Annotated in this window: 21 protein-coding genes; 12 read left to right on the top strand and 9 right to left on the bottom strand. The window is 64.8% G+C overall.

The genetic code is table 11. From position 1 onward, the window contains the following. Window positions 1–6: 6 nt before the first annotated feature. Window positions 7–702, bottom strand: a complete 696-nt coding sequence (trhA, locus tag BcanWU425_RS08025; RefSeq protein WP_018453680.1) for a PAQR family membrane homeostasis protein TrhA — start codon at window positions 700–702, stop codon at window positions 7–9. A gap of 184 nt (window positions 703–886) precedes the next feature. On the opposite strand from trhA, the gene BcanWU425_RS08020 reads away from it, so the two are divergent. Continuing rightward, complete coding sequence (locus BcanWU425_RS08020) at window positions 887–2,356, top strand: YcjX family GTP-binding protein (RefSeq protein WP_204512291.1); 1,470 nt, start codon at window positions 887–889, stop codon at window positions 2,354–2,356. Further along, window positions 2,353–3,381 (top strand): YcjF family protein, encoded by a 1,029-nt coding sequence (locus BcanWU425_RS08015; protein WP_018453678.1) that lies wholly within the window; start codon window positions 2,353–2,355, stop codon window positions 3,379–3,381. Before BcanWU425_RS08020 ends, BcanWU425_RS08015 begins: the two co-directional genes overlap by 4 nt. 193 nt (window positions 3,382–3,574) lie before the next feature. Here the strand turns inward: BcanWU425_RS08015 and BcanWU425_RS08010 are convergent, their stop codons facing one another. Beyond that, on the bottom strand, window positions 3,575–5,140 hold the full coding sequence (locus BcanWU425_RS08010) for a glycosyltransferase family 39 protein (RefSeq protein WP_204514002.1): 1,566 nt from the start codon (window positions 5,138–5,140) through the stop codon (window positions 3,575–3,577). Window positions 5,141–5,365: 225 nt separating this feature from the next. On the opposite strand from BcanWU425_RS08010, the gene BcanWU425_RS08005 reads away from it, so the two are divergent. The 4 genes from BcanWU425_RS08005 (at window position 5,366) to BcanWU425_RS07990 (ending at window position 9,163) form a co-directional block, all read left to right on the top strand. After that, on the top strand, window positions 5,366–7,099 hold the full coding sequence (locus BcanWU425_RS08005; protein WP_018453676.1) for an adenylate/guanylate cyclase domain-containing protein: 1,734 nt from the start codon (window positions 5,366–5,368) through the stop codon (window positions 7,097–7,099). Window positions 7,100–7,234: 135 nt separating this feature from the next. Then, window positions 7,235–8,434, top strand: coding sequence for a SorA family sulfite dehydrogenase catalytic subunit (sorA, locus tag BcanWU425_RS08000; RefSeq protein ID WP_018453675.1), 1,200 nt, complete (start codon window positions 7,235–7,237; stop codon window positions 8,432–8,434). Window positions 8,435–8,445: 11 nt separating this feature from the next. Next, entirely contained in the window at window positions 8,446–8,754 is a 309-nt protein-coding gene (gene sorB / locus BcanWU425_RS07995) for a SorB family sulfite dehydrogenase c-type cytochrome subunit (RefSeq protein ID WP_026232570.1), read from the top strand. A gap of 208 nt (window positions 8,755–8,962) precedes the next feature. Beyond that, complete coding sequence (locus BcanWU425_RS07990; protein WP_007596519.1) at window positions 8,963–9,163, top strand: cold-shock protein; 201 nt, start codon at window positions 8,963–8,965, stop codon at window positions 9,161–9,163. Between the two features lie 168 nt (window positions 9,164–9,331). Here BcanWU425_RS07990 and BcanWU425_RS07985 read toward each other — a convergent pair whose 3' ends face one another. Continuing rightward, a complete protein-coding gene (locus tag BcanWU425_RS07985; RefSeq protein ID WP_231190284.1) occupies window positions 9,332–9,793 on the bottom strand; it encodes an Lrp/AsnC ligand binding domain-containing protein in 462 nt (153 codons plus the stop codon). A gap of 114 nt (window positions 9,794–9,907) precedes the next feature. Between BcanWU425_RS07985 and putA the strand changes: the two genes are divergently transcribed. From putA to BcanWU425_RS07970, 3 genes are all read left to right on the top strand, one after another. Further along, a complete protein-coding gene (gene putA, locus BcanWU425_RS07980; protein WP_018453672.1) occupies window positions 9,908–12,907 on the top strand; it encodes a bifunctional proline dehydrogenase/L-glutamate gamma-semialdehyde dehydrogenase PutA in 3,000 nt (999 codons plus the stop codon). Window positions 12,908–13,020: 113 nt separating this feature from the next. After that, window positions 13,021–14,226, top strand: a complete 1,206-nt coding sequence (locus BcanWU425_RS07975; RefSeq protein ID WP_018453671.1) for a CaiB/BaiF CoA transferase family protein — start codon at window positions 13,021–13,023, stop codon at window positions 14,224–14,226. Between the two features lie 192 nt (window positions 14,227–14,418). Then, window positions 14,419–15,066, top strand: coding sequence for a glutathione S-transferase family protein (locus tag BcanWU425_RS07970; RefSeq protein WP_204512292.1), 648 nt, complete (start codon window positions 14,419–14,421; stop codon window positions 15,064–15,066). 9 nt (window positions 15,067–15,075) lie between these two features. Here BcanWU425_RS07970 and BcanWU425_RS07965 read toward each other — a convergent pair whose 3' ends face one another. From BcanWU425_RS07965 to BcanWU425_RS07940, 6 genes are all read right to left on the bottom strand, one after another. Continuing rightward, window positions 15,076–15,240, bottom strand: coding sequence for a hypothetical protein (locus tag BcanWU425_RS07965; RefSeq protein WP_204512293.1), 165 nt, complete (start codon window positions 15,238–15,240; stop codon window positions 15,076–15,078). A gap of 27 nt (window positions 15,241–15,267) precedes the next feature. Further along, window positions 15,268–16,815, bottom strand: a complete 1,548-nt coding sequence (locus BcanWU425_RS07960) for a hypothetical protein (RefSeq protein ID WP_204512294.1) — start codon at window positions 16,813–16,815, stop codon at window positions 15,268–15,270. A gap of 93 nt (window positions 16,816–16,908) precedes the next feature. Next, on the bottom strand, window positions 16,909–17,883 hold the full coding sequence (locus BcanWU425_RS07955; RefSeq protein WP_204512295.1) for a hypothetical protein: 975 nt from the start codon (window positions 17,881–17,883) through the stop codon (window positions 16,909–16,911). A 269-nt stretch (window positions 17,884–18,152) separates the two neighbouring features. Continuing rightward, window positions 18,153–18,650, bottom strand: a complete 498-nt coding sequence (locus BcanWU425_RS07950) for a TPM domain-containing protein (RefSeq protein WP_085349574.1) — start codon at window positions 18,648–18,650, stop codon at window positions 18,153–18,155. A gap of 3 nt (window positions 18,651–18,653) precedes the next feature. Continuing rightward, complete coding sequence (locus tag BcanWU425_RS07945; RefSeq protein WP_204512296.1) at window positions 18,654–19,541, bottom strand: TPM domain-containing protein; 888 nt, start codon at window positions 19,539–19,541, stop codon at window positions 18,654–18,656. Window positions 19,542–19,673: 132 nt separating this feature from the next. Beyond that, window positions 19,674–20,282: a LemA family protein gene (locus BcanWU425_RS07940; protein WP_018453665.1), complete on the bottom strand. Its 609-nt coding sequence runs from the start codon at window positions 20,280–20,282 to the stop codon at window positions 19,674–19,676. A gap of 184 nt (window positions 20,283–20,466) precedes the next feature. On the opposite strand from BcanWU425_RS07940, the gene BcanWU425_RS07935 reads away from it, so the two are divergent. From BcanWU425_RS07935 to BcanWU425_RS07925, 3 genes are read left to right on the top strand one after another with little or no spacing between them, the layout of a single operon-like run. Then, the gene (locus BcanWU425_RS07935; RefSeq protein ID WP_204512297.1) at window positions 20,467–21,321 is read left to right on the top strand and encodes an enoyl-CoA hydratase; all 855 of its coding nucleotides are present in this window, start codon (window positions 20,467–20,469) and stop codon (window positions 21,319–21,321) included. A gap of 4 nt (window positions 21,322–21,325) precedes the next feature. Further along, on the top strand, window positions 21,326–22,474 hold the full coding sequence (locus BcanWU425_RS07930; protein ID WP_085360485.1) for an acyl-CoA dehydrogenase family protein: 1,149 nt from the start codon (window positions 21,326–21,328) through the stop codon (window positions 22,472–22,474). 15 nt (window positions 22,475–22,489) lie between these two features. Continuing rightward, on the top strand, window positions 22,490–23,686 hold the full coding sequence (locus BcanWU425_RS07925; RefSeq protein ID WP_204512298.1) for an acyl-CoA dehydrogenase family protein: 1,197 nt from the start codon (window positions 22,490–22,492) through the stop codon (window positions 23,684–23,686). Window positions 23,687–23,777: the final 91 nt, after the last annotated feature.

Here is a 23,777-nt window from a genome sequence, read left to right as displayed (position 1 = left end):
GCTTGCTCAGCTCAACACGAGGTCGAGCACCGCGGTATAATGGCACGCCGCGCCGGCCAAGACAAAGCCGTGCCAGATCGCATTCTGGAAGCGCAGCCGCCGCCAGGCATGAAAGATCACGCCGAAGCTGTAGAGCAGTCCACCCGCAAGGACGAAGCCCAGCACCAGCGCAGGCAGCGCCTTGACCACGGAATCGTAGAGCATGATGCCGCTCCAGCCCATCGCTAGGTAGATCCCGACCGCAACGCGGTCGAACCGGCCGGGGTAGAGAAGTTTCAGCACGATGCCGAGGAGCGCCACGCACCAGACGCCGGCGAGCAGCACCAGCGCGAACCCACTGTCCTTCACCTCCAGGATGAACGGCGTGTAGGTCGCCGCGATCAGGAGATAGATCGCCGAATGGTCGAAGCGCCGCAGCAGCCATTTGGCCGGCGAGACTGGCCACAGATTATAGGTCGCCGACAACACCAGCATCGAAAGCAGGCCGGCGACGTAGATCGAGACGCCGACGATGTCGGTCGCGTCGGCAAAGAGCACCGTCAGCACCACCAGCACGGTCGCGGCAATGATGCCGCAGAGCACGCCGATCGCGTGGATCACGCCGTCGGCGATCAACTCGGCGCGGTCGTAATGCCAGCCGACCGCGTCGGCGGCTGCGTGGACGGAGGAGGATGCGAGCTGTTTCAATTGGAAGACGGTCATGGCAATCCGCAAGGTGAGTTAATACCCTCTTGTATGGGTGTTTCGGGATCGGCGCGTCGTTCAAACGGCTGATTTGCCGACAAAGACGGTGGAAGTATGAAGCTTGATTTTCCTCAGGCAGTTGCCACTTTTGTGATTAGTCCTTTTTGCCTATCCGCCCTCGCCCGGGATTCCCAACGTTCATATGGCATTTAGTTTCCAGGATATGATCGAGGAGGCGCGCCTGTCGGCTCGGGCGCTGATCGACTACGGCGAGCATTTCTTCAATCCGACGGTACGATTGGGGGTTACCGGCCTGTCCCGGGCCGGCAAGACGGTGTTCATTACCGCGCTGATCCACGGCCTCACCCGTGGCGGCCGGTTTCCGGTGTTCGAGGCCTATTCATCCGGGCGGATCGCGCGGGCGCATCTGGCGCCGCAGCCGGACGACGCGGTGCCGCGCTTTGCCTATGAGAGCCATCTGCGCGCGCTGATCGAGGAGCGGCGCTGGCCGAACTCGACTGTCGACATCAGCGAGCTCAGGCTCCTCATCGACTACCAGCGCCAGAACGGCGCCGACCGCACGCTGACGCTCGACATCGTCGACTATCCCGGCGAGTGGCTGCTCGACCTGCCGCTGCTTCAGAAGAGTTTTGAGCAATGGTCGGCCGAAAGTCTCGCCTTGTCACGCGAGGCGCCGCGCGTCCATCTTGCCGCGGATTGGCACGCGCATCTCGCAACGCTCAAGCCCGAGGCGCGCGAGGACGAGCAGGCGACGCTGACGGCCGCAAAGCTCTTCAGGGGCTATTTGCAAGGCTGCCGCGATGAGCGGTTTGCGATGAGCCTGCTGCCGCCCGGCCGCTTCCTGATGCCGGGCAATCTCGCCGACACACCGGCGCTGACCTTTGCGCCGCTCGACGTACCCGCGGGTGGCCAGGCGCCGGAGGGATCGCTGTGGGCGATGATGGTGCGCCGCTATGAGGCCTACAAGGACGTCGTGGTGCGGCCGTTCTTCCGCGATCATTTTGCCCGGCTCGATCGCCAGATCGTACTGGCCGACGCGCTCGCCGCGTTCAACGCCGGCCCCGAAGCGCTGCACGATCTCGAAGCCGCACTCGCGGGCATTCTCGACTGCTTCAACATCGGCCGCAGCACATTCCTCTCCGGCCTGTTCCGGCCGCGGATCGACCGCGTGCTGTTCGCGGCGACCAAGGCGGATCATCTGCATCATTCCAGCCATGACCGGCTCGAGGCCGTGCTGCGCCGCGCGGTCACCCGCGCCGTTGCGCGCGCGGAAAATACCGGTGCGGCGATCGACGTCGTCGCGCTCGCCGCCGTCCGCGCCACGCGCGAGGCGCAGGTCGCGCATGGCCGTGACAAATTGCCGTCGATCTTGGGAACGCCCGCCGCGGGAGAAAGCGCCGGCGGCGAATTCTTCGACGGCAGCACCGAGGTGGCAACCTTTCCGGGCGACCTGCCCTTGGATCCCGAGCCGTTGTTCAACGGCACCGACGCATTCCGCGGCCTCTCGACCGAGGCCGCCGGGAAGAGCGATTTTCGCTTCCTGCGCTTCCGTCCGCCGAAGCTCGAACGTGAGGGGGCCGACCACCCGGCGCTGCCTCACATCCGCCTCGACCGTGCCTTGCAGTTCCTGATCGGAGACAAATTGTCATGAACGACCGATCGAAGCCACGGCGACCGGCGACGTTCCGGCTCGACGACCCCGGCGTCGTCGTCACCGAGGCCGACGAGACGACCCGGCTCGGCCGTACCACCATCCAGATCACGCCGGAGCCCGATCCGGCGAATTTGCCGGTGCCAATCGCAGCGACGCTTCCGGCGCGGCGCGGCTTTCCCTGGGGCCCAATGTTCTGGTCCGGCGTTGCCGGGCTGACGCTGCTCGGGGTCGGACTCGGCGTCGTCCGTCTGATCGAGGATCTGTTTGCGCGCAGCGACAGCCTCGGCTTCGTCGGAGTGGCCCTTGCCTTCATCACCGCGCTTGCGCTCGCGGTGGTGACCGGACGCGAGGCTTTCGGGCTGGCGCGGCTAGCAACCATCGAAAAGCTGCATCAGCGCGCAGCCGCTGTTCTTGCCAGCGACGATCGCAAGGAGAGCCGCATCATCGTGCAGGATCTGCTCAAGATAGCGCATCAGAACCCGCAGCTCGCGCGCGCCCGTGCCGCCCTGGAGAGCCACGCCGGCGAGATCATCGACGGCGCCGACATGATCCGGCTCGCCGAGCGCGAATTGATGTCGCCGCTGGACATCGAGGCGCGGCGGCTGGTGTCGTCAGCCGCGCAAAAAGTCTCAATCGTCACGGCGGTGAGCCCGCGAGCGGCGATCGACGTGATGTTTGTGTTCATCGTGTCGCTGCGCCTGATCCGCCAGCTCGCTTTCCTCTATGGCGGCCGGCCTGGCGCGCTGGGCATGATCCGCCTGCTCCGCCATGTCATCGCCCATCTCGCCATCACCGGCGGCATGGCGGCGAGCGACAGCCTGGTGCAGCAGATGCTCGGCCACGGCATTGCGGCGAAGCTGTCGCAGCGGCTGGGCGAAGGCATGCTGAATGGATTACTGACGGCGCGGCTCGGCCTCGCCGCAATCGACGTCACACGGCCGTTGCCGTTCGCCGCACTGCCGCCGCCGAAGCTGTCGGACCTCGCGACGGATCTGCTGCGGAAGAAGGACGAGGAAGAGTAGAACGCCATCTTGCGCGGCGGACTCGTTTTCCCCTCTCCCCTTGCGGGAGAGGGTGGCTCGCCGCAGAGCGGCGAGACGGGTGAGGGGTTCTCTCCGCGCGCGCCTCTCGCAGTCGTCTTAGCGGATAGAGACCCCTCATCCGGCGCTTCGCGCCACCTTCTCCCGCAAGGGGAGAAGGAAGAAGGCCGCCTTGCTAGGCGAGCGTACGCCGCTCAAACTCGCCCGCCAGCACGCGCCACCGGAACAGCGGCGAGTCTTTCGGCGGCGACAGCTCTGGGGTCCAGCCGGTGATCTTTTCCAGCGTGTACGTGTCCATCACGAGACCGCGCCAGCGGCGCTCGACCTGACCGAGCGGCTCGCGCTTGGCGGGGATGTTCTCCCACAGTGATGAGCGATTGTCCGGCTCGCGCCCGACATAGATGCCGACGTGGCCCTTGATCCGGTCCATGCCCGGATCGCGAAAGTCCTGGAAGCGGCCGCGCTCGTTGATCTCGATCACCGGCACCCGGCCCCTGAACAGCCAGCGCATCATGGCATAGGTGCGGTAGTCCGTGGTGGCGATCCAGGTCGCGCCAGTCTCGTCCAATGCGGCCTGTGCGCGCGCGGCGACCTGCTCGTAACCGGACTCGGCACCGATCGGATCGATCTTGCCAAGTAAATTCCAGGGCGCGGCGACGTAGTAGAGGAACACGATGACGACAAAGGCGGTGCCGGAGACCACCGCCGTGTTGACCCAGAACAGCGACGATCTGATCATCCGCGCCGACCATTTTTCACGCGACAGCATGGTGAGGTTGACAGCGGCGGCGGCGAAACCGACCGGCCACATGAACATCGGCCAGGTGTCGCCGACGCGGAGGGTCAGCGATTTCGCCAGGAAATAGAGAAACGGCACCAGGACCGCGGTCGACAGCAAAATCGCGACCGGCTCGCGCGTGCTATAGCCGCGCCACGCCGTCAGCACCACCCCCGTCAGTACCACCGGCAGCATGACGAAGCCGACCAGTCCGAATTGCAGGCCGATGTAGTCGCCGAATGTGCGGAGCGAGATGCCGTAGCTGGTGGTGGCGCGCACACCCTGGAAGCGAATCGCGGCCCAGTCGTGCTGCACGTTCCAGATCAGGACCGGCGAGAACACGGCGATTGCGATCAGGACCGCGAGATAAGGATAGGGGCTGCGCAACCAGCGCCAGCGCCAATCCGGCACCAGCAGAAAGGCGGCAACCGCCGGTGCGAACATGATCACGGTAAATTTCGACAGCATCGCGAGCCCGGCGAACAGGCCGGCCGCGAGCCACCAGCGGCCGTCGCCGCCCTGCGCGAGCCGCACCAGGCACCACATCATTGCCACCGCAAACGGGATCATGGCGACATCGGGCGCGACCTTGGCCATCAGCAGTCCGTAATAGAGCGCGGCCTCCGGCATCAGCACCGCGAGCACGACGGCGCGCACATCATGAGTGAGGCGGCGGACGATGTCCGCGAGCAGGAGCTGCGTCACCAGCATCGCGACGATGCCGCCGAAGCGCACACCGAGTGTGGTGTCGCCGAAGATCGCAGTACCGAACCGGATCAGCCAGGCGATGCCGGGGGGATGATCCAGGAAGCTGAGCGCCGTCTCCTGCGACCAGGTCCAGTAATAGGCCTCGTCCGTGCGCAGCTCGATGACCGAGGCGTAGACGATGCGCAGCAGCGTCATCGCGGCGATGATCGCCGCGGCCATGACGAGCGGCCGGCGCGCCGCGCCGGCGGGGAGCATCGTGATGTCGGGAGCTGTCCTCACGGCGGCGCTTTTCGCCAACCTGGGAGGGGGAGTCAATGTTGGGTACCGTCGTCCCGGATCCGCGTGCGCCCCCGGGGGTGCTTGTCCAGGACGACACGGAGATTGCGGCCGCTTGCCGCGCATGTGATCGGGCGCGCTATCCACCCCCGGAATTAAACGCGACGCTGGCTGTTCTCCTTCATGAACTGATACAACAGAATCATGGCCGCAACCGCATCCACACGATTTTCCGATCTTTCCCGCGCCATCAGCGTACGCCAGGTGCGGCTGGTTTGCGGTGTCATCCTGTTCGCCTATGTGGTCAGCCATTTCCTCAACCATGCGCTCGGCAACATCTCGGTCGATGCCATGGAGATCGGGGTCTACTACCACATGCTGTTCTGGCAGTTCCTGCCGGTTGCGATCGTGTTCTACACGGCGGCGCTCACGCATATGGGGCTCGGCATCTACGCGTTGTATCAGCGCCGGCAGTTCCGTTGGCGGACGGTCGAGCCGCTGCAGCTCGTGCTGGGCTTGAGCATCCCCGCGCTGGTCATGGCGCATGTGATCGGGGTGCGGCTCGGTCAGACGCTTTACGGACACCAAAAACTCTATCCGCAGGAACTCTATCTGTTCTTCGTCGCGTCGAACCGTATCTGGACCATGACGATCCTGCTTCTCATCGCCTGGGTGCACGGCTGCATCGGCATCTATTTCTGGCTTCGCCTCAAACCGTTCTTCACGCGCGCGGCGCCCTATCTGCTCGCGGCTGCCGTGCTGATCCCGACGCTGTCGCTGCTGGGTGTCTACCAGGGTGGCCGCAGCGTCGAGGTCGAGGCCGACGACGGGGAATGGCGGACGCACAATCTCACGCGCCGCCAGCTGGGCACCACGGCAGAGGCCGCGATGCTCGACCGCATCACCGGCGGCCTCACCGCCGGCTATCTCGGACTGCTCGCTTTGGCGCTGCTGGCGCGTGGCGCGCGCGCCCTGTGCGAGCGGCGCGGCGGCATGATCGCGCTGTCCTACGGCAACGGCAAGACGGTGCGCGTCCCCAAGGGCCTCTCCGTGCTGGAAGCGAGCCTGCGCCACAATGTGCCGCATGCCAGCGTCTGCGGCGGCCGCGCCCGCTGCTCGACCTGCCGCATCCGCATCATCGGCGATCATGGCGCCCTGCCCGAGCCGTCGCAGCGCGAGGCGTTCGTGCTCACCCGTGTCGGCACCAGTGACCCCTCGATCAGGCTGGCCTGCCAGCTGCGGCCGACGTCGGATCTCTCCTTCTTCCAGCTCTTCACCGCGCATACGCTTTCGGCGAACACACAGGCCTCGACGCCTGCCAGAATCGGCCAGGAGCGCTATCTCGTCAGCCTGTTCGTGGATATGCGCGGCTCGACGCAGCTGGCCGAGAAGCGGCTGCCGTTCGACACCGTGTTCATCGTCAACCGCTTCCTCGGCGCCGTCTCGCAGGCTGTGATCGAGAATGGCGGCCAGCCGAACCAATTTGTCGGCGACGGCATGCTGGCGCTGTTCGGACTGAGCGCCGATCCGCAAACCGCCTGCCGGCAGGCGCTGAAGGCCGCCGCCGGCATCGCCAGGCATATCGATGAGCTCAACGAGCTCCTGTCCCACGATCTACGCCAGCCGATCCGCTTCGGCATCGGCATCCATGGCGGCGAGGTCATCATCGGTGACATCGGGTATCGCGATCACATCGTCTTCACGGCGCTGGGCGATGCTGTCAACGTCGCGGCCCGCCTCCAGGACATGACCAAGACGCTGGCCTGCGAAGCGATCGTCTCGGAGGAAGTCCGCCGGACCGCCGGCCTTGCCGACGATGCGCTGCCGCAGCAGGAGGTCGCGATCCGCGGCCGCGACGAACCGATGGCCGTGCGTGTGGTTGCGGACGCGAGGGAGCTGTCGGCGCTCGTCGATCCCGGCGAACGCGTCGCGGCGTAACACCGGCTTGCTGCAACGCAGCGGCATGGGCCTGCTGCGAAAGCACGAATTGACTTCATCTGAGTCGTTGCGACAGATGAGTGAGAGATCGCGGTGATGACCGTGATCCAACGAAAAGCTCCGGGAGGAGACCACATGTTCGATCGACGCGACCTGCTCAAAGGAGCGGGCCTTGCCGCTGTTGCGACTGCACTGAACTCGACCAAAGCGCTGGCACTCGACACCGTCGCCCTGCCCTTTGCCAATGGCGAACGGCCTTTGGTGAAATATCCGCAGAAGCGGCCGATGATCGGCCTGACCAGCCGCCCGCCGCAGCTCGAGACGCCGTTCGCGGTGTTCAACGACGGCCCGATCACGCCGAATAACGCGTTCTTCGTGCGCTATCACCTTTCCGACCTGCCCTACAGTCTCGACCCCGACAAGTTCACGCTCGAGGTCAAGGGCAAGGTCGACAAGCCGCTCAAGCTGTCGCTGAAGGATATAAGGAAGATGAAGGCGACCGAGATCGTCGCCGTCAACCAGTGCTCCGGCAACAGCCGCGGCTTCCTGGATCCGCGCGTGGCCGGCGGTCAGCTCGCCAACGGCGCGATGGGCAATGCGCGCTGGCGCGGCGTGCCGCTGAAGGCCGTGCTGGCGATGGCGGGCGTGCAGAGCGGCGCCAAGCAGGTCACCTTCAACGGCATGGACGGTCCGGTCAGCGACAAAACGCCCGATTTCGTCAAGGCGCTCGATATCGATCACGCCAACGACGGTGAGGTGATGCTGGCCTATGGCATGAACGGCGAAGACCTGCCGTTCCTCAACGGCTTTCCGCTGCGCCTGATCGTGCCCGGCTATTTCGGCACCTATTGGGTCAAGCACCTCAACGAGATCACCGTCGTCGACAATGTCTATGACGGGTTCTGGATGAAGTCGGCCTATCGCATTCCGGACACGCCGAACAATGCGGTCGAGCCGGGCACCGCGCCGAAGGCGACGATCCCGATCAACCGCTTCACCATCCGTTCCTTCATCACCAGCGTCCCGGACGGAGCCAAGCTGAAAGCAGGCGGCACGACGCTGCGCGGCATCGCCTTCGACGGCGGCAAGGGTATCAAGGAGGTCGCGGTCTCCACCGACGGCGGGAAGACCTGGACCAACGCCAGGCTCGGCAAGGATCTCGGCAAATACTCATTCCGTGAATGGACGCTGCCGGTGAAGCTCGCGGCGGGCTCCCACGAGCTCAAGGTGCGCGCCACCGGCAATGGCGGCGAAACCCAGCCGGATACGCCGCGCTGGAATCCGGCGGGTTACTTGCGCAACGTCGTCGAAACCGTCCGCGTTACCGTGGCTTGAGGGGAATGATCATGCAGCGCACCGTTTTCCTCGCCATCACGCTCGCCCTCGCCGCCGTGGTGGGTTCGGCACTTGCAGCACCGGTCAATTACAAGACCCCCGATGAGGTCGCGGCGTTCAAGCTCGGGCCCAATCTCGAAGTCGTGCAGGGCAATTGCAGCGCCTGCCACTCCGCCGACTACATCAACACGCAGCCGCCGATGAAGGACAAGAAAGGTTTCTGGCAGGCCGAGGTGACCAAGATGATCAAGGTCTATGGCGCCCCCATCGACGATGCCGATGTCAGCAAGATCGTCGATTATCTGGCCGCGACTTATTGACGGATGGCGCGCGGCGCGCCGACCAAGTGACCGCGAAAAGGGCAAATCCGGCAAAAACGCCGCGAAGTTGAGCGGAATTCGCCGAAATGCCGATGTGGTTTGAGCTACCAAGCCAGCCACATTCCGCGTATCGTATTAGGACCGAACCGGCCGGTTGGCGGGGACTGGCGGTTCGAGATCTCGGAGGAAGACCCGCGGAGAAGTCGTGATGGCTAAAGGTACGGTCAAGTGGTTCAACCCGACGAAGGGTTATGGATTTATCCAGCCTGCGTCGGGCGGCAAGGATGTGTTCGTGCATATCTCGGCAGTGCAGAAAGCCGGTCTGTCGTCCCTGAACGAAGGACAGACGGTTGAATATGAAGAGATCGCAAACCGAGGCAAAAGCTCCGCAGAGAACCTCAAAGTATAAGCCCGCCGGCTTTTGCTAACTCCCGGATCGATCCGGGAGCCGGGCCAAGAAATTTTAGAAACGGTCAGTGCACTCGACGACAGGCGTTGCGATTGCACAGGGAGAACTATTTGCCCGCGAAGACCGCCCATTGGACGCCACAGCAATGACAATCGCGACGGCACTTCGTTAGTCCACCGGCAATGGTGCGTCGCGCTTGATCTCCTCCATCACCGCATAGGTTCGCGTTTCGCGCACGCCGGGCATCGACAGCAAGGTCTCGCCGAGGAAGCGCCGATACGCAGCCATGTCTGCCAGCCGCGCCTTCACAAGATAGTCGAAGCCGCCGGCGACCATGTGACACTCCAGCACCTCGGGCGCCAGCTTCACCGCGCGGGCAAAACGCTCGAAATTGTCGGGCGGGGTCTTGTCGAGCAGCACTTCGACAAACACCAGGAGGCCGAGGCCGAGCCGGTGCGGGTTTAGCCGCGCGCCATAGCCCTCGATAAAGCCCTCTCGCTGCAAACGCTTCAGCCGTTCGCCGATCGAGGTCGGCGACAGCCCAATGCGCTCCGCGAGCTCGACATTGGCGATTCGCCCGTCCTGCTGCAAAATCGAGAGGATCTTCCGGTCGGTTCGATCTAATTCCATATTCCGTAAGGTCAAATGACTGGGCGACTTCATTTTCTAAGCCGAATGAGCTAAATTGTCTATCGAGCTAAGGTAGCGTGGGCATTATCCTGAATTGAAGCCACAGGACACGCCATGCCGAACATTCCGCCTCCCTTCTCCGCCGCCTACGCGCCCGATGACGCCGATATCGCCGCGCGCCTTTTGCCATCTGTGCATCTCGGCCCGCCGCAGGAGGCGCGGATCGATCGCACCGCGACGCGGCTGATCGAAGCCATCCGCAAGCGCGACGACCGGCTTGGTGGAGTCGAGGATATGCTGCGGGAATTTGCGCTCTCGACCAAGGAAGGGCTGGCCTTGATGGTGCTGGCCGAGGCCCTGTTGCGCGTGCCGGACGCGCGCACCGCCGACCAGTTCATCGAGGACAAGCTCGGCGAGGGCGACTTCATCCACCACGAGACCAAGTCCACCGCCTTCCTGGTCAACGCCTCGGCCTGGGCATTGGGCCTCTCGGCGCGGGTGATCCAGCCCGGCGAGACGCCCGATGGCACCATCGGCCGGCTGGTGAAGCGGCTGGGCGCACCCGCCGTGCGCACCGCCACGCGCCAGGCGATGCGGCTGATGGGAAATCATTTCGTGCTGGGGGAGACCATCGCGCAGGCCTTGGAGCGGGCCCGGCCGCGCTCCGGCGAGAGGCAGCGCTATTCCTTCGACATGCTCGGCGAAGGCGCCCGCACCGCCACCGACGCAAGGCGATATTTCGACGCCTATGCCAGCGCGATTCTGACTATCGGCAAGGCGGCGGGCAGCCATCCCCTGCCCGATCGGCCCGGCATCTCCGTCAAGCTGTCGGCGCTGCATCCGCGCTTCGAGGCAATCAGCCGCGACGGTGTGATGGCCGAGCTGGTGCCGCAACTGCTGGACCTGGCGCAGCGCGCCAAGGTCCATGATCTCAACTTCACCGTCGACGCCGAGGAAGCCGACCGGCTGGAATTGTCCCTCGACGTGATTGCGGCAACGCTCGCCGATCCCTCGCTTGCCGGTTGGGACGGATTTGGCCTCGCGATCCAGGCCTATCAGAAGCGCGCCGGCGACGTGATCGACTATGTCGATGCGCTCGCCCGGGCGCACGACCGCAAGCTGATGGTGCGGCTGGTCAAGGGCGCCTATTGGGACACCGAGATCAAGCGCGCGCAGGAGCGCGGGCTCGACGGCTATCCCGTGTTCACCCGCAAGGCGATGACGGATCTGAACTACGTCGCCTGCGCTCAAAAGCTGTTGAGTCTGCGGCCACGCATCTTCCCGCAATTCGCCACCCATAACGCGCTGAGCGTCGCGACCGTGCTGGAGCTTGCCGGTGCGAACGGCGGCTTCGAATTCCAGCGCCTGCACGGCATGGGCGAGGCGCTCTACGAGCAGCTCGCCAAGGATCACCCGGACATCGCCTACCGCACCTACGCCCCGGTCGGCAGCCATCGCGACCTGCTCGCCTATCTGGTGCGGCGACTGTTGGAGAACGGCGCCAACTCCTCCTTCGTGGCGCAAGCGTCCGATTATCGCGTGCCGGTTACGGCGCTGTTGCAGCGCCCGGCGGATGCCATCGTCCGGCCGCAGCACGCGGCCCATCCCAAGATTCCGTTGCCGGGCGACCTGTTCGCGCCCGAGCGGCGCAATTCGCGCGGCGTCGAATTCGGCGCGCGCGCCGCGCTCGACCGGTTGCTGACGGAGGTCAAAGCCGAGACGATCGACCTCAAGCCGATCGCGGACGCAACGCCGGATCAGGCCAATGCGGCAGTGGCTGCGGCGCGCGCCGGCTTTGCCGCCTGGAGCCGGACACCCGCAGCCACGCGCGCGGCGGCGCTGGAGCAGGCCGCGCATCTTCTGGAGAACCGCGCGCCCCATTTCATAGCGCTGCTGCAACGCGAGGGCGGCAAGACGCTCGACGATGCGCTGTCGGAGCTGCGCGAGGCCACCGACTTCTGCCGCTATTATGCCGCGCAGGGTCGCAAGCTGTTCGGCAACGATGTGGCGATGCCGGGCCCGACCGGCGAGAGCAATGCGCTGGCCATGCGCGGCCGCGGCGTCTTCGTGGCAATCTCGCCATGGAATTTTCCGCTGGCGATCTTCCTCGGCCAGGTCACGGCGGCGCTGATGGCCGGCAACAGCGTGGTGGCCAAGCCCGCAGAGCAGACCCCGCGCATCGCGGTCGAGGCGGTGCGGCTGCTGCACGAGGCCGGCATCCCCGCAAGCGCATTGCACCTCGTCACTGGCGACGGCCGCATCGGCGCCGCACTGGCCGCGCACCCCGATATCGGTGGAATCGTCTTCACCGGATCGACCGAGGTCGCGCGCAGCATCAACCGGGCGCTGGCAGCCAAGGACGGGCCGATCGTGCCGCTGATCGCGGAGACCGGCGGCATCAACACCATGATCGCGGATGCGACCGCGTTGCCAGAGCAGGTCGCGGACGACGTCGTCACCTCGGCGTTTCGTTCCGCCGGCCAGCGCTGCTCGGCGCTGCGGCTGCTGTTCGTGCAGGAGGACGTAGCCGACCGCATGATCGAGATGATCGCGGGCGCGGCGCGCGAGTTGAAGATCGGCGATCCAAGCGACGTCGCGACCCATATCGGGCCGGTGATCGATGTCGAGGCCAAGCAGCGCCTCGATGCGCACATCGCACGCATGAAGAGAGAGGCGCGGCTGCACTTTGCCGGCACCGCGCCGGAGGGCTGCTTCGTGGCGCCGCACATCTTCGAGCTTGGGGATGCCGGCCAGCTCACCGAGGAGGTGTTCGGCCCGATCCTCCACGTCGTGCGCTATCGTGCGGAAAATCTCGAACGCGTCCTGCAAGCGATCGAGCGCACCGGCTACGGGCTGACGCTCGGCATCCACTCCCGCATTGACGATACGATCGAGGCGATCGTCGACCGCGTCCAGATCGGCAACATCTACGTCAACCGCAACATGATCGGTGCCGTGGTTGGCGTGCAGCCGTTCGGCGGCAACGGCCTGTCCGGAACCGGCCCGAAAGCCGGCGGCCCGCACTACCTCGCGCGCTTTGCGACCGAGCAGACCGTGACGATCAACACCGCAGCAGCCGGCGGCAATGCTGCCCTGCTCGCAGGGGATGAGTGAGGCGCGGCGAGGAGCGTTGCATCCCGCCGAAACATCGGTCTAATGCTGCCGTGACGTGGCCCTCGCCAATTCCAGCGCGCGGGATACAACACGAGTGAGGGAGCAACGCCGCAATGGAAAAGGGCATTTTTGCAGGGCTCAAGGTGCTGGATTGCGCGAGTTTCATCGCAGCACCAGCGGCCGCGACCGTGCTGTCGGATTTCGGCGCCGAAGTCGTCAAGATCGAGCCGCCCGGCGCCGGCGATCCCTACCGCAATCTGCCCAACATTCCGGGCTATCCGACCAGCGAGCACAATTTCGCCTGGCTGCTGGAGGCCCGCAACAAGAAGAGCATCGCGCTCGACCTCGCAAAGCCCGAGGCGCAGGCCGTGCTCTACAAGCTGGTCGAAGAGGCCGACGTCTTCATCACCAACATGCCGCCGCCGGTGCGCACCAAGCTCGGCATCACCTATGACCATCTCGCCCATCTCAATGATCGCCTGATCTACGCCTCGTTCACCGGTTATGGCGAGAAAGGCGAAGAGGCCAACAAGCCCGGCTTCGACAGCAACGCCTATTGGGCGCGCTCCGGCCTGATGGACCTCGTCCGCGCCGACACCGACACGACGCCAGCCCGCTCGGTCGCCGGCATGGGCGACCATCCCTGCGCCATGGCATTCTACGGCGCGATCGTCACCGCGCTGTACCAGCGCGAGAAGACCGGCAAGGGCTCGCACGTCGCCTCCAATCTGATGGCGAACGGCGTGTGGGCTGCGAGCGTGCTGGCGCAGGCAAAGCTCTGCGGCGCCAAGTTCGCCGAGCGGCGGCCGCGCGAACGCGCGTTGAACGCGGTCGCCAACCACTACCAGTGCAAGGACGGCCGCTGGCTGATCCTGTCACTGCTGAGCGAAGAGAAACAGTTTCCGACGCTGGCCAGGTGTCTCGGCCGCGAAGATCTCATCACCGACCCGCGCTTTGCCACCAAGCCCGACCGCCACGCCCGCTCCGTCGAGCTGATCAAGATCTTTGACGAGACCTTTGCGACCAAGGATCTCGCCGAATGGCGCAAGATCCTCGACGGCAACGGTCTCGTGTTCGGCATCGTCGGCATCCTGGACGACATCCCGAACGACAAGCAGATGCTTGACAACGAAGTTCTAGTGCCATTCGAAAACGACACCATGCTCACCATCTCCAGCCCGATCTGGATCGACGGCGCCAAGAAAGTGCAGCCGCGCAAGCCGCCCGACGTCGGCGAGCACAGTGACGAAATTTTGCGCGGCGCGGGATACGATGACGCCGCGATCAAGCAGCTGCGGTCGCAGGGGGCTGTGGGGTAAGGAGCCGACAGCGGTCATACATCCACGCTGTCGTCCCGGCGAAGGCCGGGACCCATATCCCAGAGAGGAAGAGGTCGAACGAAGCTGATAACTCCAAATCTTCGCCAAACTGCGTTCGGTGGTTATGGGTCCCGGCCTTCGCCGGGACGACGACGTAGATCGCTTCAACAATCACAGTCATCGCGAGGTCCCATGCCCAGCTACCGCCTGCACTACTTCCCCGAATCCGGCAACAGCTACAAGCTGGCGCTGATGCTGACACTTTGCGGCGAGAGATTCGAGCCGGTCTGGACCGACTTTGTCGGCGGCGTCACGCGCACGCCGGAATGGCGCAAGAGCGTGAACGAGATGGGCGAGATTCCCGTGCTCGAAATCGACGGTGTGAAGATGACGCAGACCGCGCCGCTCCTGCTCAAGCTTGCCGAGCAGTTCGGGCGTTTCGGTGCCGAGACCGAGGAGGAAAAGTTCGAGCTGCTGCGCTGGCTGTTCTGGGACAACCACAAGCTCACCGGCTACATGGCGGCCTACCGCTTCATGCGCGCCTTCACACAAAACAACGATCCGCAGGTGCTGAAACATTTTCGCCGGCGCCTCGAGGATTTTCTCGGCATTCTCGACGGTCATCTCCAGCACAATCAATTCGCGATCGGAACCAGGCCGACCGTCGCCGATATCTCGATGATGGCCTATCTGCACTATCCGAGCGACGAGCACGGCTTTGATTTCGCGGAAAGCTATCCCGCCATTCACGCCTGGCTTGGCCGCATGGCCGCGCTGCCCGGCTGGAGGCCGGCCTACGAGCTGCTGCCCGGCAAGCGGATGACGAATTACGCGAAGTGAGGGCGCCGACTACTTCAGCGCCAGCCAGCCGAGCGTGAACAGGATTCCGCCGATGATGACGACGACCGCGACCGCCCAGGTGCTGACGCGGATGCTGCCGGTAACCTGCTTGGCCTCTTCATTCTTCGCGATCTCGCGATTGCGCTCCTTGTTGGCTTCGCTGGAGTCCGTCATGGGTCATCCAAACCGGTTCGAGACAGCCTAACGCGTCTTGATGAAGCACATGCCGATGCGGCGCGAAGCCGCGGCAGCCTGACAGGTCAATCCTTTAGCACAGCTCCATGACGTAAAACTCCTGTCGGTCGATCGCGATCCCGCATTTTCCAGGGAACAATGCGCGCCCCAGCCGTCCTGATATTCGGTCCCCGCCAGCTCAGTGCTGCCGCGGGTCTGCGGCCGGCTGGCAAATCCACGTGAGAAATCAGGACGTTTGCCTGCGGCCATCGCGGTCAGGATGTCACGGCGGCGGACCTGGTCGCCAAGAAAATGCGGCGAGGCCGGCACGATGGTCGAGTTGGACGGCTTGTCCGCAAGCCAATCGACGCCCGGGAAGTGAAAGCCGCCGATGCCGCGGGTCTGGTGGCAGCCGGCGCAGGTGACGTCATTGAGGCGGCGCTGGAAGCCCGCGACCGAGCGGACGTTCTGCATGTCCCCGCGCGCGGCAGCTTGCTTCAACGCACCAACCACGTCGTTGTCGGAGAAGACCGGCTCGCCCTGTCCCTCTCCGTTGCCCTCCCCTTGCACCATCCCGAACTCCGGCTGCAACGGAGAAGCATCGAGGCCGGCTGGCGTCGGCACGATTGCAGCCTTGGCCAGGAATTTCTCGGGGATCAGCACCGTACCGCGATCGAAGTCGCGAAGATGATCGGGCGCGAGCAGCCAATCCCTGAAGTCGCGCCGGAGATCATTGTCAGCGAGAATGCGGTCGCGGTCGATCTGGTTCTCCAGCGTCGATTCCTCGAACGTCTTCGAGGCGGCGTCGTACTTGAACACCTTGAGCAGATAGTCGGAGCGGAAATCGTGCAGCGCCGATTTCGCCGCAACTGAGATCTGAATGTTGGTCTCGATGCGATCGAGCATCGCATCGTAAGGGAAGAAGTCGCTGCCGATCAGCCCCTGCCAGTCGCCATTGCCGAGCCAGCGTCGCGCGACCTCGGCGCAGGTGATCGGCTTGCCGTTCCCGTCCATCTGGCGCACGTCGCGCGCCTTCATCACCAGATTGAGCGTCATCGGCAGCCGCGTGGCTGTCCTGCCGCCATCCGGTTTGGTCTCGAAACGCACAAGACGATAGATCAGCCTGATCTCGCCGCAGGAGTCTTCCGAGACATAGGCCCGGTCCATGCGGTTGACGATGCCGGCCAGCACGAAACGGGTGTCGCGGGATTTCAGATTGGCGCGATCGAACAATTGTACGTCGAAGCCCTCGCCGACGCCGATGGTCTCGGTCGGATATGCCGCCTTCTGCTGGGCGACGTAGCGATCGATCTCCGCCTCGATCGCGGGAGGAATCTCCTTGAGCTGCGACAACCACGAAAACATCAGATCGGTCGTCAGCGGAAAGTTCGCGTTCCGCTCCGGCCACAACAGGCGCGAGATCGTGAGCGCATCGTGCTGGTCGAGCTCGCGCAGGAGATCGGGATCGGTGATCGCCGTGCCGCGTGCCAGTTGCGCGTTCTCCGCGGCCAACAACGACACGATGCCGCCGAAAAATACGGCGGCGGCAACGAGAATTCGCAAGGCGCGGCTCATGCCTCAGGTAACACCGCGCAGGGACGGCTATTCAAGCAAAAAGGCGCTTCACATCGTGGTGAAGCGCCTTTTCGGAAATCGGATATGGGCCGCTCAGCGCGCGACGATCAGCCCCTTGCTGGTGACGACCACCCAGCGGCCGTCCTGACGGCGGATCGCATCGACACGGCCAACCCCTGGGATGGGGTCACCGGCATACACCTCGTAGAGGCCACCGCGGCCCTCGACCAGTGCGCCGCCGTTGGAGACGTCGCGCAGCACCCAGCCTTCGACCGTCGGCAACCGGCCGACCTCGGTCTTGGGTGCGACGGGAGCCGGCGCAGCTGCGGCGGTTGCAACCTGGGTCGGTGCGATCGAACCAGTGGTCTCCTTGGCGGGCACGGCGGCTGCGGCCTGGACGGGCGCCGCGGGCGGGGTGGCGCGGAGCTTGTCGACCGTCTCGGACAGCTTTGCGATCTTGGCCATTGGCTCGGCCTGCGCCTTCTCGAGCTTGTCGAGGCGGTCGTTGGTCCGGTTGAACTGGCCGAGGCCGGTCTTGGAGGTATGCTCGACGTTGGCTTTGAGCGCGACGACATCGGCATCAATCCGGGCGACCGAGGATTCCAGCGCGCTGGTGTCGGCAACCTGTGCCGGCGCGGAGCTTGCGAAGTGCATCATCCCTGCGGTCGCGAGCGCGCCGCTGATGGCGCCGACACTGGCTGCAATCGCCACTACCGCGGCCATCGCCGACAGGCGGCGCGCGCCGCTGCTCTCGCGCGGCTCGTCCGCCTTCACATGCGGCGCAAACTCCTCACGGTCCCAGGACCGCTCTGCGGGTGCCATGACGATGAGCTTGCCGGGCTTTGGCTCGGACTTGGTCTCGGCTTTGGGCTCAACCTGGGCCTCGAACTTCGGCACCTCGATCCGCGGCGGCTCAATCTCGATCGGATCAGGCTTGGGCGGCGCCTCGTGGTCAGGGGCAATCGAAGGGGCCTCGATTCCCGCAGACTCGACGGCCTGCGGCGCGGTCGCGGCGGCTTCGACGACGCTCGTCTGCTCACCGGTCGTTTGGGCAGCCTGCTCAGCCATTGGTTCGCTCACAGCTCAAATACTCCACTCTGGATTGACCTTTTGGTAACTTTCATTGCTTGCGAAATCCTTACTTCGGGACCCGCTTACCGAAATTTTAGGGAGTCATCCGGGGCCGAATTGGGCCGGGAACGTGGAACCGGTGTGGCGGGTATGAAGCAATTTGTAACCGGGCGAAGATGAACGGCCGCGCAACGGACAGGGTCTGCCGCCCCCACGTGGTCAACGACGGGCGTGGATGACGCCCGCTCTGTCCACATCACTGTCCGTCACATCAGCACCGGTGCATCCGGCAGCTCGTTGGGGTGCGGGCCGCTTGACGGAAAGTGCTTTGTCAGCTCCCGGGACACCGCCTCGATGCCGCCGATCACGCCGCGCTCGAACTGCCCCGACCTGAACTCGACTTCCATGGCGCGGCAGATGCTCTCCCAACGCTCGCCACCAACCTTCGCATCGATACCGCGGTCGGCGATGATCTCGACATCGCGGTCGGCGAGCAGGAGATAGATCAGGACACCATTGTTGTGCGCGGTGTCCCAGATGCGCAGTTGCGAGAACACGTCGAGCGCGCGCTCGCGCGCCGGCTGGTTGCGAAACAGCGGGCCGCCGTCGAGCGCGCCTTCCACCACGAAGCGGAGCTGGCCGGAATGGCTGGCTTCGCCGCGCTTGATCGCCTGCTCGATGCGGTCGAGCACGCCCTTCGGGAACACCTGCTTGGCACGCCAATGGTGCTGGAGCAGATGCCGGGTGATGCGCCTGATGCTCATGACCTACCAGCTCCCCGAGGCGCCGCCGCCGCCAAAACTGCCGCCACCACCGCTGAAGCCGCCGCTCGACGACGACCCGCTGCTCCAGCCGCCGGATGACGAGCCGCTCGACCACGAGCCACGACGCGAGGACCCCGTGCCCGATCCCGCCCCAAACAGATCGGCGATAAACGTCAGGACAGCGCCGAGCACACCGACGCCCAGTCCGATGACCGCTGAGCCGATCACGAACCAGGCGAGGACACCAACGATCGCTCCCGTTATTCCCGAACCGAACAGCCGCCCGAACATGGAGCGCAGGATGCCTCCGATGACCAGCGGGCCGAACAGCAGGAAGTAGAAAAGCGGCTCGACGTCGTTCCAATCGCCGAAATTCACGCTGCGCGAGGGCGTCGGCAGCGGCTCGCCGTCGATGACGCGGATCATGCGGTCGACGCCCGCCGTGATGCCGCCGGCGAAATCGCCGCTCCTGAATTTCGGCGTGATGGCTTCATCGATGATGCGCCGCGACGTGACGTCGGTGAGCGCGCCCTCGAGGCCGTAACCGACCTCGATGCGCAAATGCCGGTCGTTCTTGGCCACAACGAGGATGGCGCCGTCGTCGACCTTCTTGCGTCCGATCTTCCAGGCCTCCGCGACGCGGATCGCGAATTGCTCGATGGTCTCCGGGTCCGTCGTCGGCACGATCAGGACGGCGATCTGGCTGCCCTTGCGCATCTCGAAGTCCTGCAGCTTTTGCGACAGCGCGGCGATGTCGCCGCTGGAGAGCGTGCCGGTCTGATCGACGACGCGGCCGGTGAGCTGGGGTATGGCGACATCGGCTGAGGCGGGGAATACTGAGCCAAGCAATAGCGAGAATAGGACGATCGTGCGCCACAACCTCGCTGTCATCGCCCGGCTCGACCGGGCGATCCAGTATTCCAGAGACGCCAGCCGGAACCGGTGAAGCCGCGGCGTACTGGATTCCCCGCTTTCGCGGGGAATGACAGTGGTGGGTGGGGCATGCATCGGGGTCGAAGGCACTTACTTCGACGGCGCGGGCGCCGGATTGAAATCGACCTTCGGCGCGGTCGAGATTTCCTTCTCGTTCGCGACCGTGAAGTTCGGCTTTTCCTTGTAGCCGAACATCATCGCCGTGACGTTGCTCGGGAACGAACGGATGGTGACGTTATAGTCCTGCACCGCCTTGATGTAGCGGTTGCGCGCCACCGTGATGCGGTTCTCGGTGCCTTCGAGCTGCGACATCAAATCCTTGAACAGCGCATCCGACTTGAGCTGGGGGTAGTTCTCGGTGACCACGAGCAGCCGCGACAGCGCGCCGGAGAGTTCGCCCTGGGCGGCCTGGAATTTCTGGAATGCGGCGGGATCGTTCAGCACCTCGGGCGTCGCCTGGATGCTGCCGACCTTGGCGCGGGCATTGGTGACGCCGAGCAGCACGTCCTTCTCCTGCTGCGCAAAACCCTTCACCGAGTTGACGAGGTTGGGCACGAGATCGGCGCGACGCTGATACTGGTTCACGACCTCGGACCAATTGGCCTTGATCTGCTCGTCCTCGCTCTGGATCGCGTTATAGCCGCAATTGGTGAGGCTCAACGAGGCCAGCGCCGCCAGCACGGTCAGGATCTTGCGCATCAAATTTCTCCCGGTGGAATCGGGCGCAAGCTACCAGATTGCGCGCGCGAGATGCCAGACATCTTGCGTCCCGGCCGTGGCCTGTGAAAAGCAGCCGATGTACGCAAGCCTCTTGCTTAATCCTGGCTGTAATAGTCAACTTGAGGGAACAATAATGCCAGGTCGGGAACGCCAGGGGAACGCGATGAGCTCGTTCGAGACCATCCTCGTGGAGAGGCCGGAGCCGGCGATTGCCCGGGTCGTGATGAACCGGCCCGACGCGCGCAACGCGCAGAACCTGCAAATGACCTACGATCTCAACGCCGCCTTCGACGAGGCGGTGCAGGACGACGCGGTCAAGGTGATCATTCTCGCCGGCAATGGTCCGCACTTCTCCTCAGGCCATGACCTGCGACCCGGCAGCAAGAATGAAGCGGGCGTGGATTTTCCGCCGATCGGAAATTGGGGCGGCTTCGCCGAAGCAAACGCCCATGGCCGCTTCGCGCGCGAGCAGGAGATCTATCTCCAGATCACCCGGCGCTGGCGCAACCTCGCCAAGCCGACCATTGCAGAGGTTCACGGCAAGTGCATCGCCGGCGGCCTGATGCTGGCCTGGGCCTGCGATCTCATCATCGCGAGTGGCGATGCGCAGTTCTGCGATCCCGTGGTCACCATGGGTGTCTGCGGCGTCGAATGGTTCGTGCATCCCTGGGAGCTCGGCCCGCGCAAGGCCAAGGAATTTCTGTTCACGGCCGACGCATGGAGCGCGCAGGAGGCGCATCAACTCGGGATGGTCAACCGGGTCGTGCCGCGCGCAGAGCTGTCATCCGCCGTGCTGGCGCTGGCGCGCAAAATCGCGTCAAAACCGTCCTTTGCGCTGAAGCTGACCAAGGAAGCCGTGAATCGTTCGGTTGACGTGATGGGCCAACCGGCTGCAATCGACCAGGCCTTTGCGCTGCATCAGCTCTGTCACGCGCATAATCTTCAGGAATTCGGCATGATCGTCGATCCATCGGGCCTACACCCCTCCGTCCGCAAGCCGCCGGCCGCCGCGGAGTAGACGGATGGATCTCAATCTCAGCGACGAGCAACGCCTGCTGCGCGAAAGCGCGGAGCGCTTCGTGGCCGAAAGCTACGATGCCGATCACCGCCGCAAGATGGCGAACGATCCGCTCGGCTTCAGTCCGGCGGTGTGGAAACAATTCGCAGAACTGGGCTGGCTGGCGCTGCCGATCGCGGAGGAGTGTGGCGGGCTCGGCGGCAGCGCGGTCGAGATCGGCATTTTGATGGAAGCCTTCGGCCGCGGGCTTGTGTCGGAGCCGTATATCGCGTCGGTCGTGCTTGGCGCCGCGTTGATCGAGCGATGCGGCAGCATGGCGCAGAAGCAGGCCATCCTGCCGAAGATCGCGGACGGATCGTTGAAGCTCGCGCTCGCGCATTCCGAGCGCGCGGCGCGGTTCGATCTTGCCAAGGTCGCAACCACCGCCCACAGCACGGCGCAAGGCTGGCGCCTGGCCGGTCGCAAGATTGCCGTGCTCGATGGCCACGCCGCCGACGAGATCATCGTCTCCGCGCATATCCATGATCATCAGGGCTCCTCCGGCCGCATCGGCCTGTTCCTGGTGCAGGCGACAACTCCGAGTGTTGCGATCTCCGACTACGAGCGCCTCGGCGGCGGGCGGGCCTGCAACATCGAGCTGTCGGACGTGCAACTGCCGGAGGATGCCTTGCTCGGCAACGGGCATGACGCGCTGCCGGCAATCGAATGGGCTGTTGATCGCGCCATGGCTGCGCTTGGCGCCGAGGCCGTCGGCATCATGCAGGTACTGCTGGATACTACGCTGGAGTACACAAAAATCCGGAAGCAATTCGGCCGGCCGCTCGCCGCCAACCAGGTGATCCGCCACCGCCTTGCCGACATGGCGGTGCAGGTCGACGAAGCGCGCTCGATGGCGTTGCGCGCCGCGCTGAAGCTCGACGCCGATCCGGTCGAGCGCGCGCGGGCCGCGTCGGGCGCGAAGGCGAAGATCGGCAGATCTGCGCGCTTCGTCGGCGAGCAGTCGATCCAGCTTCACGGCGGCATGGGCGTCACCGAGGAGCTCGAGGTCGGCGCCTATTTCAAGCGGCTGGTCGCGTTCGACACGCTGTTCGGCGGCAGCGCCCACCATTATGGCCGCCACGCCCGGCTTGGCCGCGCCAGCGTGCCGGCCTGATACAAGGAGCGCATCATGGACCTGTCGTTCAATGCCGAGGAGCGCGCCTTCCAGGACGAGGTGCGCGGCTTCATTGCCAGAAACCTCACCGAGGAGATGAAGCGCGCGACGGCGCTGACGCCGTCGGTGTTCTCCGATCCCGATATCGGCATGGCCTGGCAGCGCACGCTGCACAAGCAAGGCTGGGGCGCGCCGGGCTGGCCGGTCGAGCATGGCGGGCCGGATTGGACCCCGGCGCAGCGCTGGATCTTCGAGACTGAAAGCGCGCGGGCCGGCGTGCCCAATGTCAATGTGATGGGCGTGAAGATGGTCGGGCCCGTCATCATCGGCTTCGGCTCGGCGGAGCAGAAGAACTTCTACCTGCCGCGCATTCTGTCCGGTGAGGATTATTGGTGCCAAGGCTATTCCGAGCCGGGCTCCGGCTCCGATCTCTCCTCGCTGAAGACGCGCGCGGTGCGCGATGGCGACGACTACGTCATCAACGGCACCAAGATCTGGACCACGCATGCCCACCACGCCAATCGCATGTTCGCGCTGGTGCGCACCAGCGACGGGCCACGGCAGCAGGACGGCATCAGCTTCATCCTGATCGACATGAAGACACCGGGCATCACGACGCGTCCTATCCTCACCATCGGCGGCGACCACGAGGTTAACCAGGTATTCTTCGACGACGTGCGCGTTCCCGTGGCGAACCGCGTCGGCGAGGAAGGCAAGGGCTGGACCTACGGCAAGTATCTGCTCGAGTTCGAGCGCGGCTCCGGCATCGCCTCGGCGAAGCTGCGCGAGGGGCTGAAGGCGATCGCGGAGCTTGCCGAGTCCGATCTGACGGGCCGCGCGATCGACAGTCCCGACATCGCGACGCGCATCTCCGAAGTCGAGGTCGACATCGACGCGCTGGAGATGACCGAGCTGCGCGTGCTGTCGGCGCTGCAGACCGGACAGAATCCCGGTGCGGTGTCGTCGATCCTGAAGCTGCGCAACAGCGAGATCCGCCAGGCCGTGACCCGGCTCGGCGCCGACGTGATCGGCCATGACGCCCTCGCGGTCGAGCCGATGCGCCCGCTCTACAAGCTCAACCACGAGCCGGCGATGCCGGAGGAGATGCTGACGGTGATGCCGGAATATCTCAACGGCCGCGCCTATACGATCTTCGGCGGCACCTCGGAGATCCAGCGCGATATTATTGCGAAGATGATGTTGGGGATCTGAGGGGCACTGGCGCTACATTCTCACTGTCGTCTCGGTCTCACTGTCGTCCCGGCGAAGGCCGGGACGACGAGTTGGATTTGTGGCGACAGCC

Source organism: Bradyrhizobium sp. WU425 (genome assembly GCF_021052305.1).
Classification (GTDB): Bacteria; Pseudomonadota; Alphaproteobacteria; order Rhizobiales; family Xanthobacteraceae; genus Bradyrhizobium; species Bradyrhizobium canariense_D.
The sequence above is the reverse complement of the archived record's forward strand: the minus strand, read 5'-3'. Positions and strand labels throughout refer to the sequence as shown.